General features: G+C 53.9%; 9 protein-coding genes, 3 rRNA genes and 1 other annotated feature. All 12 genes read left to right on the top strand.

What is annotated here, in order from left to right; translation table 11 throughout:
* Positions 1 to 33 precede the first annotated feature (33 nt).
* The 12 genes from MTP41_RS01360 (at position 34) to MTP41_RS01305 (ending at position 16718) form a co-directional block, all read left to right on the top strand.
* Entirely contained in the window at positions 34 to 1704 is a 1671-nt protein-coding gene (locus tag MTP41_RS01360) for a glucosyltransferase domain-containing protein (RefSeq protein ID WP_249236020.1), read from the top strand.
* A gap of 122 nt (positions 1705 to 1826) precedes the next feature.
* Positions 1827 to 2065, top strand: a binding site (T-box leader).
* Positions 2066 to 2144: 79 nt separating this feature from the next.
* Positions 2145 to 3167 carry a phenylalanine--tRNA ligase subunit alpha gene (gene pheS, locus MTP41_RS01355; RefSeq protein WP_005945958.1) on the top strand — a complete coding sequence of 341 codons (1023 nt, stop codon included), beginning with the start codon at positions 2145 to 2147 and terminating at the stop codon, positions 3165 to 3167.
* A gap of 18 nt (positions 3168 to 3185) precedes the next feature.
* On the top strand, positions 3186 to 5597 hold the full coding sequence (pheT, locus tag MTP41_RS01350; RefSeq protein WP_249236019.1) for a phenylalanine--tRNA ligase subunit beta: 2412 nt from the start codon (positions 3186 to 3188) through the stop codon (positions 5595 to 5597).
* Between the two features lie 543 nt (positions 5598 to 6140).
* A 16S ribosomal RNA gene (locus MTP41_RS01345) occupies positions 6141 to 7651 on the top strand.
* A 273-nt stretch (positions 7652 to 7924) separates the two neighbouring features.
* Positions 7925 to 10759, top strand: a 23S ribosomal RNA gene (locus MTP41_RS01340).
* Positions 10760 to 10886: 127 nt separating this feature from the next.
* Positions 10887 to 11003, top strand: a 5S ribosomal RNA gene (rrf, locus tag MTP41_RS01335).
* The 16S, 23S and 5S rRNA genes sit together here, the layout of an rRNA operon.
* A gap of 306 nt (positions 11004 to 11309) precedes the next feature.
* The gene (locus tag MTP41_RS01330; protein WP_249236018.1) at positions 11310 to 12077 is read left to right on the top strand and encodes an MATE family efflux transporter; all 768 of its coding nucleotides are present in this window, start codon (positions 11310 to 11312) and stop codon (positions 12075 to 12077) included.
* A complete protein-coding gene (locus MTP41_RS01325) occupies positions 12065 to 12832 on the top strand; it encodes a helix-turn-helix domain-containing protein (RefSeq protein WP_249236017.1) in 768 nt (255 codons plus the stop codon). Before MTP41_RS01330 ends, MTP41_RS01325 begins: the two co-directional genes overlap by 13 nt.
* A gap of 98 nt (positions 12833 to 12930) precedes the next feature.
* Positions 12931 to 13656, top strand: coding sequence for a YkgJ family cysteine cluster protein (locus MTP41_RS01320; protein ID WP_249236016.1), 726 nt, complete (start codon positions 12931 to 12933; stop codon positions 13654 to 13656).
* A 189-nt stretch (positions 13657 to 13845) separates the two neighbouring features.
* Positions 13846 to 14877, top strand: coding sequence for an ABC transporter substrate-binding protein (locus MTP41_RS01315; protein ID WP_044953360.1), 1032 nt, complete (start codon positions 13846 to 13848; stop codon positions 14875 to 14877).
* 112 nt (positions 14878 to 14989) lie between these two features.
* Positions 14990 to 15931: an ABC transporter permease gene (locus MTP41_RS01310; RefSeq protein WP_249236015.1), complete on the top strand. Its 942-nt coding sequence runs from the start codon at positions 14990 to 14992 to the stop codon at positions 15929 to 15931.
* Entirely contained in the window at positions 15924 to 16718 is a 795-nt protein-coding gene (locus tag MTP41_RS01305) for an ABC transporter ATP-binding protein (RefSeq protein WP_005939014.1), read from the top strand. Before MTP41_RS01310 ends, MTP41_RS01305 begins: the two co-directional genes overlap by 8 nt.
* Positions 16719 to 16775 lie beyond the last annotated feature (57 nt).

Here is a 16775-nt window from a genome sequence, read left to right as displayed (position 1 = left end):
GAACATAAAACAGGACAGATGGAGAAAATAACGATGAAAGAAAAAATCGATGTACAGAAACCGGACGACCTTGGGCTGGATATATCGGATCTAAGATATTTTCTGGTGATGCTGCTGTTTTCGGCGGTAGTGTTTTTCCTGCTGATCAGCCAGCGGCTGACCAATACATTTGACGGATTGTGGAACAATACATGGTTCTTCGGCGGCTATTGGCAGGTAGTCACGGGCCGATGGCTCTGGCCGGTGATCGATGTGCTGCGGTTTGGCATCCAGACGGAACCTTTCAATTCATTGCTGACGCTTTCCATGTCGGCGCTGGCTGTTACCCTGCTTCGGAAGTTTTTTACAGAGAAGGATTCTGTCGTGACCTATCTGGCGGGTATGGCTGTTCTGGCCAGCACGGTCACTGGAATACAGCTGTCATATCGGTTTCAGTCGCCGGTGTTTGGCTGCTCATTTTTATTTTCTGTTCTGGCGGCAGAGCGTGTGGTTCGTGCCGCAGATTTTAGAAAAGCGGTCGTACAGGGAGCACTGCTTCTGGTCATGAGCCTTGCGTGCTATCAGACGAGCCTTGATAACTTTTGTCTGCTCCTGCTGACATATCTTCTGCTGCTTCTGTTCCGCAATGTGGACAGAGAAAAGGTCCATGCCTACATTGGAAGAAGTCTTTGCAGCGCAGCTGCAGGAATGGTTTTGTATTTCCTGCTCACAAAGCTGATCGTATGGGCATGTGGATGGCAGATGGCAAGTTATAATGGAGGAGCGGATGTTTCGGTACTTTCTATACTGAAAAATCTGCCCAATGCCATTGCAGAGACCTACCAACTGTTTGGAGCTTACTTTTTTCAGAATTACTATCGGCATAACATTCTGCAGCCGGTGGGCTTTTTCGTTTTGGTATTTCTGGCGCTGAGCATCGGACTGCTGAACCGCTTCAGAAAAATGCTTCACCGGAAAAATTGGGAATATATCCTTCTGGGAGTGGCAGCGCTGATCGTTTTGCCCATCATGTGCAATGCTATCATGCTGATCACAAGCGAGGCGGTCTGGCTTTTGCAGATGGGCGAAGGATTGAATCTGTTCGTGCCGGTATGTCTGCTGCTGCTTGAAGGGACGCGCACAAATCAGCCTATGGTAAAAAAGTATGTACGTGCTGCCCGGACAGGGGCTGTAGTACTTGCGGTTTTGGTCGTCTATGGCAATGTCTGCTCTGCCGTGATCGATCAGGAAGCTATGTATGAGGGAAGAAAAACACTCAAGAGCATGTCGGATCACATTGCGGACGACCTGATGAGCAGCGGATATTTTGACGATAACGAGCAGCTGCCGGTACTGTTTGTGGGCAGACCCAGCTCGAACTCCAGTTTTATGAAGAGGGAGTATTACCTCTATGCAAATCCGTATGCGCAGATGGGCCGCTTCTGGCTGAACGATTACTCGGCCAGAGCGTCTTGGAAAGCGGTTTTCAGGGATATTACTCCGGCAAAACTCAAGCATTGCTCGGTGGAACAGTACGGGGAACTGTACAGCAGAACAGAGCTGGAACAGATGCCAGTCTATCCGCAGGAAGGATATATCCAGCAGATCGACGGTGTGGTCGTGGTAAAAATTTCAGATGATTACAAAGTTGATAAAGAGTTTGCGCCACTAATCGACCTGGGAGAATTGTTTCAGCTCATAATGGATGACATAAACGATTCATAATGGCTGCGGCTTTGTGAAAAAACCTCCACCGAACGCGACTTTTGCGGAAAGTGACTGCACAGCCCTTGCAAACTGTCCCGAAATGTGGTAACATAGCTCTTGGTTATAAAACCTGAATACTCCCAAACGCAGCGACGGAGAGAGTAGGCATGGCGTACACGGCAAAGAGAGAAGCTTCACCGGCTGAGAGGGCTTCCGGGTGTATCTGTGCTGAAGTTCGCTCCTGAGCGGTCTGTGCGAAACAGCAGTAGTACAGAACGGCCACGCCCCGTTACGGCGTTCTGAGAGCCGCCCGGCATCTGTGCACGGGTGGAAACCGGGTGGTACCGCGGAGCAGAAAAATTACAGCTTCGTCCCTTTTGCCTGAGAAATCGGGCAGGGGACGGAGCTTTTTTGTTGCACTCCGCTCATCAACACGAAGAATAAAGGAGAGAACATCCATGCAAGCAATGATCGACGAGCTGGCAAAACAGGCCGCTGAAAGCCTTGGTCAGGTGTCCGGCAAGGAAACGCTGGCCTCCTTCTGGCAGGAGTACCTCAGCAAAAACGGCAAGATCCCTGCCCTGATGAAGAACCTGCGCACCGTTGCGCCGGAAGAGCGCCCCGCTATGGGCAAGATCATCAATGAACTCAAGGCAAAGGTTCAGGCAGATTACGACGCTGCTGCAGAACAGGTGAAGCAGGCAGAGCTTGCTGCCCGCAATGCTGCGGAGACGGTGGATATCACCCTGCCCGCCAAGACCCGCTCTGTGGGCGGTCTGCACCCGCTGACCCTGATCACCAACCAGATCATCGACGTGTTCTCCGGCATGGGCTTTTCGGTGGGTACCTTCCCGGAGATCGAGGACGATGACCACAACTTTACCCGCCTGAACGTGCCCAAGGATCACCCAGCACGCGACATGCAGGACACCTTCTACCTGTCGGAGGAGTTCCTGCTGCGTACCCAGACTTCCGGCGGCCAGATCCGCACCATGGACGTTCAGAAGCCGCCCATCAAGATCCTGATGCCCGGCCGTGTGTTCCGCTCCGACTCGGACGCTACCCACAGCCCCATGTTCCACCAGATGGAAGGTCTGGTGGTGGATAAGGGCATCACGCTGGGCGACCTGCAGGGCGCACTGAATACCTTCGTGCAGAAGCTGTTCGGCGCTGACACCCGCACCCGCCTGCGTCCCTCCTACTTCCCGTTCACCGAGCCCAGCGTGGAGGTGGACGTGAGCTGCTTTGAGTGCCACGGCAAGGGCTGCCCGCTGTGCAAGCACACCGGCTGGATCGAGGTGCTGGGCGGCGGTGTCGTCAACCGCAAGGTGCTGGAGAACTGCAATATCGACCCGGACGAGTATTCCGGCTTCGCCTTCGGCATCGGCATCGAGCGTATCGCCATGCTGAAGTATGGCATCAACAACATCGGCCTGATGTTCGAGAACAACCTGCAGTTCCTCAAGCAGTTCCACGAATAAGAGGGGAGAGAAGAGACAATGAAAGTACCTTTCAGCTGGTTAAAAGAATTTGTAGATATCGACGTTACTGCGCAGGAACTGGAGGAAAAGCTCTTCTCCTGCGGCTTTGAGGTCGAAGAGCTGATCCCGCTGGATGCAGGCATCAGCAAGGTGGTCGTCGGCAAGATCGTGGAGATGGAAAAGCAGGAGGGCACCCACCTGACCAAGTGTGTGGTGGACTGCGGCGACTACGGCCACGACATCCGCATCAGCACCGGTGCCGCCAACATGAAGCTGGGCGACTGCGTGCCCGCTGCTCTGGATGGCTCCACCCTGCCCGGCGGCATCAAGATCAAGGCCCGCAAGATGCAGGGCGTGGAGTCCAACGGTATGCTGTGCTCCGGCGAAGAGCTGGGCCTGAACGACGACCTGTTCCCGGGCTCTGAGGTCTACGGCCTGCTCATTCTGCCCGAGAACTCTGTCCCCGGCACCGACATTGCTCCCGTGGTGGGTCTGGACGACTATATCTTTGATATCTCCATCACCGCAAACCGCCCGGACTGCCAGTCTGTTCTGGGCATCGCCCGCGAGGTGGCTGCCGTTCTGGGCAAGCCCCTGCACATGCCCGCCATGGACTACAAGACTGTCTGCGAGCCGGATGCGCCCATCACCGTCAAGGTGGAGGCTCCGGACCTGTGCCCCCGCTATATGGCACACTATGTGCGCAACATCCGCATGGGCGAGTCTCCCCGCTGGATGAAGCGCCATCTGGCTCTGTGCGGCCTGCGCTCCATCAGCAATGTGGTGGATATTACCAACCACACCCTGCTGGAAATGGGTCAGCCCATGCACGCCTTTGACCTGAACAAGGTCGCCGGCCGCACCATCGATGTGCGCCGCGCCCATGCGGGCGAAAAGATCGTCACGCTGGATGAGAAGGAGTTCACTCTGAACCCCAACAATCTGGTCATCTGCGATGCCGAAAAGCCGGTGGCACTTGCCGGCATCATGGGCGGCGCAAACTCCGGCATGGATGAGAACACCACCAGCCTGCTGTTTGAGTGTGCCACCTTCGCCCGCGACTGCGTGCGTAAGACCAGCCGCGCATTGGGCCAGAACAGCGACTCTTCTGCCCGCTACGAGAAGGGCGTGGACCGTCACTCTCCTGAACTGGGCCTTGCCCGTGCCCTGCACCTGATCCAGGAGCTGGACTGCGGCGACATCACCACACTGGAATATGACCTGACCGATGGCCGCCCGATGGAGCGCAAGCACATCGTTACCACTCCGGCTAAGATCTGCGGCGTGCTGGGTATCACCGTGCCGGATCAGACCATGATCGACATTCTGCAGCGTCTGGAGTTCACGGTGGATGTACAGGCCGATGGCAGCTGGGACGTGTCCGCACCCCTGTACCGCGAGGACGTGGAGAGCTTCCCGGATCTGGCCGAGGAGGTCATCCGTGAGTACGGCTACGACCACATTGTGCCCACCTTCCTGAACACTGCCTCCGTTACAAACGGCGGTCTGAACTATGACCAGAAGCAGCAGCTCAAGACCAAGCGTTTGCTGGCTGCACAGGGCTTCTATGAGGCCTCCACGCTGGCCTTCTACTCCAACGCAGAACTGGATATGCTGCACATCCCGGCGGATGATGAAGCCCGCAAGGCCATCCGCATCCTGAACCCCATCAGCGAGAATTTGTCCATCATGCGCACCCTGCTGGCTCCCTCCATGCTGAACGTCATCGTGGACAACCTCAAGAAGGGCAACACGGAAGGCCGTCTGTTCGAGATGGCACCGGTGTATCTTGCCAAGGAACTGCCCATCAACGAGCATCCGCACGAGCGCCAGACCCTCTGCATTGGTGCATTCGGCCCCGAAGAAGATTTCTTCACGGTCAAGGGTGCACTGGAAGCACTGGCAGCCGGCTTTGGCCTGAGCTTTGATTATAAGCGCGAGACAACCCCGTGGCTGCACCCCGGCATCAGCGCTGCTGTTTACTGCGGTGACAAGCGTCTGGGCGTGTTCGGCAAGCTGTCCAACGAGATCAACGGCGAGCTGGAAATTGCAAAGGATCAGAAGGACAACCAGAATATCTATCTGGGTGAGCTGGACTACGAGGCTCTGATGTCCTGCGTGGACGGTGAGCTGCGCTATCAGCCGCTCAGTCCCTACGCTGCTGTCAAGCGTGACCTGGCATTGGTCTGCGACGAAAAGACCACCTGCGGCGAGATCGAGGAGACCATCAAGAAGGCCAGCCCTCTGGTGGGTGAGATCAAGCTGTTCGATATCTACCGCGGCGCAAATCTCGGCGAGGGCAAAAAGAGCATGGCATTCACCCTGTCTCTGTCCGACCCGAAGAAGGAAGTCTCTGCGGAAGAAGTGGAGCGCGTGGTCAAGAAGATCCTCGGCAACCTGAAGTTCAAGCTGGGCATCGAGATCCGCTAACTCTATTATAGAAGTAATATAAGGCCGTCTGTGCAGGAATGTGCAGGCGGCTTTTTTGCGTAAAAAGAGAACGTTGAATACAAGAAAATGAACGTTTTTCAGCAGCGCAAGAAAAAAGATGAAAAAATCTGTCAAAAAGTGTTGACAAGGAGGCGGGGGTGTGGTATTATACTTGAGCGCCAAGCGCTGAGGCAAAAGAATGACTTCCAAAGCCTCAGCAGGAAGCCCTTGAAAAGAACCAATAGACGCTGAAAAGTTCCAGTTTGTTCTGAGAAACTTCTTGAGCGTCCAAGTTCAGAAAGTTCAAAAGCTTCTAAAAATAAGGCTTGACAAAAAACCGCTTCGGTGGTAAAATAAACAGGTCGTCAGCTACAAGGCTGAGGCGCACAGGACCTTGAAAATTGAACAATATCGAAAAACTTGTAAGGAACCTTTTAAGTGTTTGGAAAAACACTAAAAACAATTCCAAAAGTAATTCACACAGGACGCAAGCGATTGCGTGCTGAGCGAACAAGATTTAACACTTTTAAGTGATAAATATCATTTATAAAGAGTTTGATCCTGGCTCAGGACGAACGCTGGCGGCGCGCCTAACACATGCAAGTCGAACGAGCGAGAGAGAGCTTGCTTTCTCGAGCGAGTGGCGAACGGGTGAGTAACGCGTGAGGAACCTGCCTCAAAGAGGGGGACAACAGTTGGAAACGACTGCTAATACCGCATAAGCCCACGGCTCGGCATCGAGCAGAGGGAAAAGGAGCAATCCGCTTTGAGATGGCCTCGCGTCCGATTAGCTAGTTGGTGAGGTAATGGCCCACCAAGGCAACGATCGGTAGCCGGACTGAGAGGTTGAACGGCCACATTGGGACTGAGACACGGCCCAGACTCCTACGGGAGGCAGCAGTGGGGAATATTGCACAATGGGGGAAACCCTGATGCAGCGACGCCGCGTGGAGGAAGAAGGTCTTCGGATTGTAAACTCCTGTTGTTGGGGAAGATAATGACGGTACCCAACAAGGAAGTGACGGCTAACTACGTGCCAGCAGCCGCGGTAAAACGTAGGTCACAAGCGTTGTCCGGAATTACTGGGTGTAAAGGGAGCGCAGGCGGGAAGACAAGTTGGAAGTGAAATCTATGGGCTCAACCCATAAACTGCTTTCAAAACTGTTTTTCTTGAGTAGTGCAGAGGTAGGCGGAATTCCCGGTGTAGCGGTGGAATGCGTAGATATCGGGAGGAACACCAGTGGCGAAGGCGGCCTACTGGGCACCAACTGACGCTGAGGCTCGAAAGTGTGGGTAGCAAACAGGATTAGATACCCTGGTAGTCCACACCGTAAACGATGATTACTAGGTGTTGGAGGATTGACCCCTTCAGTGCCGCAGTTAACACAATAAGTAATCCACCTGGGGAGTACGACCGCAAGGTTGAAACTCAAAGGAATTGACGGGGGCCCGCACAAGCAGTGGAGTATGTGGTTTAATTCGACGCAACGCGAAGAACCTTACCAAGTCTTGACATCCCTTGACAGACATAGAAATATGTATTCTCTTCGGAGCAAGGAGACAGGTGGTGCATGGTTGTCGTCAGCTCGTGTCGTGAGATGTTGGGTTAAGTCCCGCAACGAGCGCAACCCTTATGGTCAGTTACTACGCAAGAGGACTCTGGCCAGACTGCCGTTGACAAAACGGAGGAAGGTGGGGATGACGTCAAATCATCATGCCCTTTATGACTTGGGCTACACACGTACTACAATGGCGTTAAACAAAGAGAAGCAAGACCGCGAGGTGGAGCAAAACTCAGAAACAACGTCCCAGTTCGGACTGCAGGCTGCAACTCGCCTGCACGAAGTCGGAATTGCTAGTAATCGTGGATCAGCATGCCACGGTGAATACGTTCCCGGGCCTTGTACACACCGCCCGTCACACCATGAGAGCCGGGGGGACCCGAAGTCGGTAGTCTAACCGCAAGGAGGACGCCGCCGAAGGTAAAACTGGTGATTGGGGTGAAGTCGTAACAAGGTAGCCGTAGGAGAACCTGCGGCTGGATCACCTCCTTTCTAAGGAGTCAGGCAAGGACAGGGCATCAAAAGATGGACAGTCCTTGGACAGGTAACAAACAAGCAGAGTAGATATTGTTCGATTTTGAGGGCCCTGAAAAGGGAACTCAAAGACGTACCTTGAAAACTGAATAATAACTGCGAAACAAAGATTATAGTAAGTTCTTTTTTAAGAAATATTACAATTTCAAAAGGAAGGGTAACAATAATCTTCGTTGGCAAGAGAGAATCAAGAGGAAATACAAGCCATTCTCGAAAGAGAATAGTTTGAATGGTCAAGCGAACAAGGGCGCAGGGCGAATGCCTTGGCACTGGGAGCCGATGAAAGACGTGATAAGCTGCGATAAGCTTCGGGGAGCTGCAAATAAGCATTGATCCGGAGATTTCTGAATGAGGAAACTCACCTGGGTTCATACTCAGGTACGTTATACTGAACTTCAAAATAGGTATATCGAGGGAACCGCCTGAACTGAAACATCTAAGTAGGGCGAGGAAGAGACATCAAACGAGATTCCGTAAGTAGTGGCGAGCGAACGCGGAAGAGGGCAAACCGAGAGTAGAAATACTTTCGGGGTACGGAGCGCATTTAGGACTTAAGTTGTTAACCGAACGGCATGGGAAGGCCGGTCAGAGAGTGTGAGAACCACGTAGGTGAAAACGACAAGAGCCGAGCGAATTCCAGAGTACGGCCAGACACGTGAAACCTGGTCGGAATACGGGGGGACCACCCTCCAACCCTAAATACTACCCAGTGACCGATAGCGTATAGTACTGTGAAGGAAAGGTGAAAAGCACCCCGGGAGGGGAGTGAAAAAGAACCTGAAACCCTGTGCCTACAAGCACCTAGAGCGCGTCAATGCGTGATAGGGTACTTTTTGTAGAACGGTCCGGCGAGCGATTGTATGCAGCAAGGTTAAGGACTTAAGGTCTGGAGCCGAAGCGAAAGCGAGTTTGAAAAGGGCGTTAAGTTGCATATAATGGGCCCGAAACCGGGTGACCTACCCATGGTCAGGTTGAAGTGGAAGTAAAATTCCATGGAGGACCGAACCGACCTCCGTTGAAAAGGCGGCGGATGAACTGTGGGTAGCGGAGAAATTCCAATCGAACCCGGAGATAGCTGGTTCTCCCCGAAATAGTTTTAGGACTAGCCTCAAGTTAGATACCTGGAGGTAAAGCACTGAATAGCCTAGCGGCCGAGAGGTTAGCGAAGCTTATCAAACTCAGAATGCCAGAGTATTGATGCTTGGGAGTCAGACAGTGTCAGATAAATGTCATTGTCAAAAGGGAAACAGCCCAGATCTACAGCTAAGGTCCCAAAGTCAGGTTAAGTGGAAAACGATGTGAAGATACGCAGACAACCAGGATGTTGGCTCAGAAGCAGCCACTCATTCAAAGAGTGCGTAATAGCTCACTGGTCGAGCGTCTTTGCGCGGAGAATTTAACGGGGCTAAACCTGACACCGAAGCTTAGGCAGCATGTTTACATGCTGGGTAGGGGAGCGTTGTATACGCGGTGAAACAGTAGCGCAAGCGGCTGTGGAGTGTATAGAAGTGAGAATGCCGGAATGAGTAGCGCGAATGCAGTGAGAATCTGCATGGCCGAAAGCCTCAGGTTTCTGGAGGAAGGTTCGTCCGCTCCAGGTCAGTCGGGAGCTAAGGTGAGGCCTAACGGCGTAGCCGATGCACAGACGGTAGAGATTCCGTCACCACCAAAAGAGTTAAACACAGGGACACATATGAAGTCTCGGAGCCGGGTGTTGGTTCCGGTAGCGATCGAGGGAAATTAGTACCGAAGTCCGGGATGGAAGATGGCGAGAAAAGCTGTGTGAATTTCTGCGGTGCCCGTACCGCAAACCGACACAGGTAGGTAGGAAGAAGATTCTAAGGCCAACGGGAGAAGGGTTGTTAAGGAACTCGGCAAATTGACCCCGTAACTTCGGGAGAAGGGGTGCTGCAGCAATGCAGCCGCAGAGAATCGGCCCAAGCAACTGTTTACCAAAAACACAGGTTTGTGCTAAATCGAAAGATGACGTATACGAGCTGACGCCTGCCCGGTGCTGGAAGGTTAAGAGGAGATGTGCAAGCATTGAATCGAAGCCCCAGTGAACGGCGGCCGTAACTATAACGGTCCTAAGGTAGCGAAATTCCTTGTCAGGTAAGTTCTGACCCGCATGAAAGGCGTAATGATTTGGGCACTGTCTCAACAGCCCGCCCGGCGAAATTGTAGTACCGGTGAAGATGCCGGTTACCCGCGACAAGACGGAAAGACCCCATGGAGCTTTACTGTAGCCTAATATTGGGTTTCGATGTTGCATGCACAGGATAGATGGGACACTAGGAAGCAGGTGCTTTGGCGTTTGTGGAGTGGCCGTTGGGATACCATCCTTGCGATATTGGAATTCTAACCTGCGCCTTTGAATCAAGGCGGGGGACATTGTTAGGTGGGCAGTTTGACTGGGGCGGTCGCCTCCTAAAGAGTAACGGAGGCGTTCAAAGGTTCGCTCAGCTTGAACGGAAATCAAGCAAAAGAGTGCAAACGCAGAAGCGAGCCTAACTGCGAGACTGACGGGTCGAGCAGTAACGAAAGTTGGAGTTAGTGATCCGGTGGTATGTGAGTGGAAATGCCATCGCTCAACGGATAAAAGTTACCCTGGGGATAACAGGCTGATCTCCCCCAAGAGTCCACATCGACGGGGAGGTTTGGCACCTCGATGTCGGCTCATCGCATCCTGGGGCTGTATTCGGTCCCAAGGGTTTGGCTGTTCGCCAATTAAAGCGGTACGCGAGCTGGGTTCAGAACGTCGTGAGACAGTTCGGTCCCTATCTGTCGTGGGCGCAGGATATTTGATGGGAGCTGTTCCTAGTACGAGAGGACCGGAGCGGACGTACCTCTGGCGCACCAGTTGTTCTGCCAAGAGCATAGCTGGGCAACTATGTACGGATCGGATAAACGCTGAAAGCATCTAAGCGTGAAGCCGACCCAAAGATAAGATATCCCATTGTTTCAAACAAGTAAGACCCCTTGAAGACTACAAGGTTGATAGGCACGATGTGTAAGTGGAGCGATCCATTCAGCAAGCGTGTACTAATAGGTCGAGGGCTTGACCACAATTCGCTTGAGACTCTGAGAGTCAACGAAAAAATGTGAGCAGTGATTATTCAGTTTTGAAGGCACGTCCTTCTAAGAAACACTGGACAAAGTACAACAAACATGTTATACTGGTTCAGTCAGATCGGTCGGTGTCGATGACGGTGAGGTTCCACCTGTTCCCATTCCGAACACAGAAGTTAAGCTCACTTGTGCCGAAGATAGTTCGCTGGAAACGGCGCGTGAAAATAGGTAGTCGCCGACTTGAACAAAAAACGCTTCAGAAGGAATTCTGAGGCGTTTTTCTTTTGTCTTGAAACCGTTTTAGGAGAAAACAGAAAGGCAGGGATGCTTTGAAAATGATGTGAGCATTGAAGATGAAACAGAAAATAAATTCATGGTGGCTCGGCTGTGCTGACCTTTTGGCACGACCGGGCCGCTTTATTGTAATAAAACCTTGACTCTTCAGTCGTTGTAGGGTTTACTATCTATAACGGAAAGGAGCTGCCCGGTCTGGCAGTGTAAGCTCTGTACATTCGGCAGAGAAGAGGGAAGCCGGGCAGAAAACATTATGGAAAAAAATCTGACCAGCGGCAGTGTGTTGAAAAGCATTTTGTTTTTTTCACTGCCCTATCTGCTTTCGTACTTTTTGCAGACGCTGTACGGCATGGCGGATCTGTTCATCATCGGGCAGTTTGAAGGTGTGGCCAGCACAACGGCGGTGTCCATTGGCAGTCAGGTGATGCATATGATCACTGTGATGATCGTGGGCCTTGCCATGGGAGCAACGGTCACTATTGGCCGGGCCGTGGGCGCAGAGAACAAACCTCGTGCGGCGCGGCTCATTGGCAACACAGTCACACTGTTTATGGCAGGATCTGTGGTACTGGCAGCTGTGCTAGTAGGGCTTGTGGATCCGATCGTACGCATTGTCTCCACACCGGAGCAGGCCGTGGCGGGCACTCGTACCTACCTGATCATCTGCTTTATCGGCGTTCCATGCATCACGGCGTATAATATCATGGCATCGATCTTCCGCGGGCTGGGCGATTCCAGAAGCCCGATGTACTTTATTGCGGCCGGTCTGTGCCTTGCCAGCCTTGCCGTGGTGAACGAAAAGGAGTACATTCTGGTCACGCTGGGGGCACCCGGAAACCACGCGACGGAGCAGACCAACATCATGGATGCTGTGCAGGTGTACCGCAGACTGGAAAAGAAAAATGACTGTTTTGCGCCAATTCTACCGCCAGTCGGTTGTGCGGGAATGTCCGGTCCGGTACAATGGAGCCACAAACAGAACTGCTGGCTCACAAGGAGGACAAAACGATGTACGAACTGAACAAGATCGCTTTTGGGAGTTTTCTGGCACAGCTGCGCAGGGAGAAGGGCATGACCCAGAAGGAGCTTGCCGCCTGCCTGTATGTTTCGGATAAAGCCGTCAGCAAATGGGAGCGCGGCTTGAGCGTGCCGGATATCTCCCTGCTGGTGCCGCTGGCCGAACAGCTGAATGTGACCGTGGCCGAGCTGTTACATGGCTGCCGCGTGGAGGAGGAGCAGCGCTTTACCCGCGAGGAAACAGAGGAACTGATCCGCAAGGCACTGACTTTTTCGGCAGAACCGCCGGAACGCCGCCAGGCCCGCACGCAGAAGTTTCTGCCGCTGTATGGGGTCAGCGTGGTGCTTGGCCTTGTAGAGACCGCAGCTGTCTGGGCCGTGGGGCTGGCCGGGACCGAGGGCGCAATGATGCTGCTGATTATAAACGTGATCTTCGGCATCGTATATGGGGCCTACACCTTGTTCTGGATGCCGGAAACATTGCCGCGCTATTATGACGAAAACCATGTCTGCAATTTTGCACAGGGCGCGTTCCACATGCATATTCCGGGTGTGTACTACAACAACCGCAACTGGCTCCATGTGCTCAAAGCAATGCGGGTGTGGTGCGTGGTAAGTATGCTCCTGACACCGCTCTGCACGGCAGCGGCGGTCGTGTTTGAACAGGCCACCGGATGGCAGGTGTGGCGTGCAGTGCTTATCGGATACATTGCATCGCTGTTTGGCGCAATCGTCATCCCGGCAAAGAAGTATCAATGACAGGATAGCGCAAGGGGAGCGGAAACGCTCCCTTTTGCTTTTGACGGCAATGTGATACAATAAAAATCAATATCATTCAGGAAGAAGGAAGATCATCCATGCGTGACGACCATATCGACCTGTGCGGCCAGATCGATTTTACCCGTACCGAGGCAATGCCCCTGCTGGCGCAGGATGCACATTTCAGCTTTGCGTGCAATGGCTGCGGCGACTGCTGCCGTGGCAGAGAGGACATTGTACTTTCAGGCTTTGATCTGTGGCGCATTGCAGCCCGGCTGCGCCTGCCGCCGCAGATCGTGGCGCGGGGATATTGCCGGGCCAGCATTGGCACGGTGAGCCATTTGCCGGTGCTGCGTCTGGCCCCGGTGAAGGAGAACCGGAACAACTGTCCCTTCCTTACGGGAGACCGCTGCGCCATCCACGATGCCGAACCGCTGGTGTGTGCTCTGTACCCGCTGGCGCAGGAGATCAGCAGGAAAGGACAGGTGAGCTATTTTCTGCAGCCCACCGGCTGCGGCGGGCAGGTGATCGAGGCAAGGGTGGAGGACTATCTTGCTCGTTACGATGTCCCGGCCCGGGAACAGACCGATGTGCGCTGGGCGCAGACCTGCATGACACTGGAAGACACGGTGGAACAGCTGGGTGCGCAGCTCAGCCCGGTGCTGGTGCGCCGGATGCAGGACAAGCTCTGGCAGGCGCTGTATTTTGGCTACGACTATGCCGCATCGTTCTTGCCGCAGCTGGAGAAAAACCTGCACTGGCTGGATGCTGAATTTGCAAAACTGACGGAATATCAGCAAAAACGGAATAACACATCAAAATAATCGATCGATATATTTGATGCAATCGATAATAAAGGCCGTTTTAGGGCAAAAGTGAGTTGTTTTACCGTGAAATGTGTGATATACTTCACGAGTGTAAAGCGAGACTGTACGAGCCTTGCATACAAAACATAGCTTTCCGGTGCGGTACCTGTAGGCCGCACACGCAAAGAGATAGAGGAGATAAACATTATGCGTAAAATCACTCGTCGTTCGTTTCTGGCTGCTGCCGCTGCCTGCGGCGCAGCTGCTGCCCTGACTGCCTGCGGCGGTTCTTCTGCATCTTCTGCAGCTGCTTCTTCCGCTGCGCCTGCATCCTCCGCTGCTGCTTCTGCTGCAGCCGATGGCCAGAAGTTCACGATCGGCATCTGCCAGTTGGTGCAGCATGCCGCTCTGGATGCCGCTACGCAGGGCTTTGAGGATGCTCTGACTGCTTCCTTCGGCGAGAACGTCACCTTCGATTTCCAGAATGCACAGGGTGATTCCGCTACCTGCGCTACCATCACCAACGGCTTCGTTTCCTCTGGTGTGGATCTGATCATGGCCAATGCTACGCCCGCTCTGCAGGCTGCACAGTCTGCTACCGACAGCATTCCGGTGCTGGGCACCTCTGTTACCGAGTACGGTGTGGCTCTGGGCCTGACCGATTTCGACGGCACCGTGGGCGGCAACATTTCCGGCACCTCTGATTTGGCCCCGCTGGATCAGCAGGCTGAGATGATCGTGGAGTGGATGCCGGAGGCCAAGAAGGTTGGCCTGCTGTACTGCTCTGCTGAAGCAAACAGCCAGTATCAGGTGGATGAGGTCCAGAAGTATCTGGAGGAAAAGGGTGTCACCGCTACCCAGTACGCTTTCTCTGATTCCAACGACCTGTCCTCTGTCTGCCAGAAGGCTGCCGACGAGAACGACGCACTGTATGTGCCCACCGATAACACTGTTGCTGCAAACACCGGCATTGTGGACGGCATCTGCCGCCCGGCCAAGAAGCCTGTGTTCGCTGGCGAAGAGGGTATCTGCGCCGGCTGCGGCGTGGCTACCCTTTCCATCAGCTACTACGATCTGGGCTACACCACTGGTGAGATGGCAGTGAAGATCCTGAACGGCGAGGCTGATATCTCCACCATGCCCATCGAGTACACCGATGTGACCAAGAAGTACAACAAGACGATCTGCGACGATCTGGGCCTGACCGTTCCCGACGGCTACGAGGAGATCGAGGGCTAAAATACTCCGGGAAACCAAACAGAAAATCAGCGGAGAAGGGTAAAAAGTGCTCTTCTCCGCTTTCCCGTATCAAACGGGAAGAAAAAAAGTGTAACGTTTAGGAGGAATTGTTTTGGAAATCATTGCAAGACTGGCAAACCTGCCGGGCGCTTTGCCGGGTGCCTGTGCACAGGGCCTTATCTGGGGTATCATGGCCATTGGCGTGTACCTGACCTACCGTATTCTGGATGTGGCCGATCTGACCGTGGACGGCTCCTTTGGCACCGGCGGTGCAGTGTGCGTCATGTGCCTGCTGTCCGGCCAGAACGTCTGGGTCTCCCTGCTCATGGCGCTGCTGGCAGGCCTGCTGTCCGGCCTCGTCACCGGTGTCCTGCACACATTTATGGGCATTCCGGCCATCCTTGCCGGCATCCTGACCCAGCTTTCGCTGTATTCCATTAACCTCAAAATCATGGGCAAGGCCAATCAGGCCATCAATGTGGACAAGTACAACCTGCTGATCTCCCTGCGCTGGGTCAAGGAGTTCGCTCTCCACAACCCTATCGTTATGATCATCATTGTCACAGCGGTGCTGATCGGCGTTCTGTACTGGTTCTTCGGCACCGAGCTGGGCTGTGCCATCCGTGCCACCGGCTCTAACCCCGCCATGTCCCGTGCGCAGGGCATCAACACCAACTTCAATATCGTGCTGGGTCTGGCTGTGTCCAACGGTCTGGTGGCGCTGTCTGGCGCTCTGCTGAGCCAGTATCAGGGCTTTGCAGATGTCGGCATGGGCCGTGGCGCGATCGTCATTGGTCTGGCTGCTGTCATCATTGGCGAGGCTCTGTTCAGCCGCATCTTCCACAACTTTGCACTCAAGATGGTTTCTGTCTCTCTGGGTGCCATCATCTACTACATTGTCATCCAGCTGGTGCTGACTCTGGGTTTCGATGCCAACCTGCTCAAGCTGCTGAGCGCTTCTGTGGTGGCTGTTTTCCTTGCCGTGCCGTACTGGAAGGGCAAGTACTTCTCGAAGCCGGTGAAGAAGGCAAAGGAGGATGCAAAAAATGCTTGAGATCCAGAATGTTTCCAAGACCTTTAACGCTGGCACGGTCAACCAGAAAACTGCCCTGAACGGCCTGAACCTGAAGCTGAACGAGGGCGATTTCGTTACCGTGATCGGCGGCAACGGTGCAGGCAAATCCACCATGCTGAACGCAGTTGCCGGTGTATGGCCGGTTGACGAAGGCAAGATCATTATTGACGGTGTGGATGTGACCCGCCTGAGCGAGCATCAGCGTGCCGCTTACATCGGCCGCGTGTTTCAGGACCCCATGACCGGCACTGCTGCCACCATGCAGATCGAAGAGAACCTTGCCCTGGCTGCACGCCGCGGCAAGCCCCGCACCCTGCGCATTGGCATTACCAAGGCAGAGCGCGAGCAGTACCGTGAACTGCTCAAGACGCTGGATCTGGGTCTGGAAGACCGCCTGACGGCCCGTGTGGGCCTGCTTTCCGGCGGCCAGCGTCAGGCACTGACCCTGCTGATGGCTACCATGAACAAGCCAAAGCTCCTGCTGCTGGACGAGCATACCGCTGCGCTGGACCCCAAGACCGCGCTCAAGGTGCTGACCCTCTCGGCTAAAATCGTGGAGGAAAACCACCTCACCACCATGATGATCACCCACAACATGAAGGATGCCATTAAGTATGGCAACCGCCTGATCATGATGTACGAAGGCCATATCATCTATGATGTTTCCGGTGAGGAAAAGAAGAACCTGCACGTCTCCGACCTGCTGGCAAAGTTCCAGATCGCCAGCGGCGGCGAGTTTGCAAATGACCGCATGATTCTGTCCTGATAAATTACAAGGTTAAAATGCAAAGCGCCTGTCCCGGAAAACCGGGACGGGCGCTTT

The organism is Faecalibacterium sp. I4-3-84 (genome assembly GCF_023347255.1).
Lineage (GTDB): Bacteria > Bacillota > Clostridia > Oscillospirales > Ruminococcaceae > Faecalibacterium > Faecalibacterium taiwanense.
Note: the sequence above shows the minus strand (reverse complement) of the source record. Positions and strands in the feature narration are given on the sequence as shown.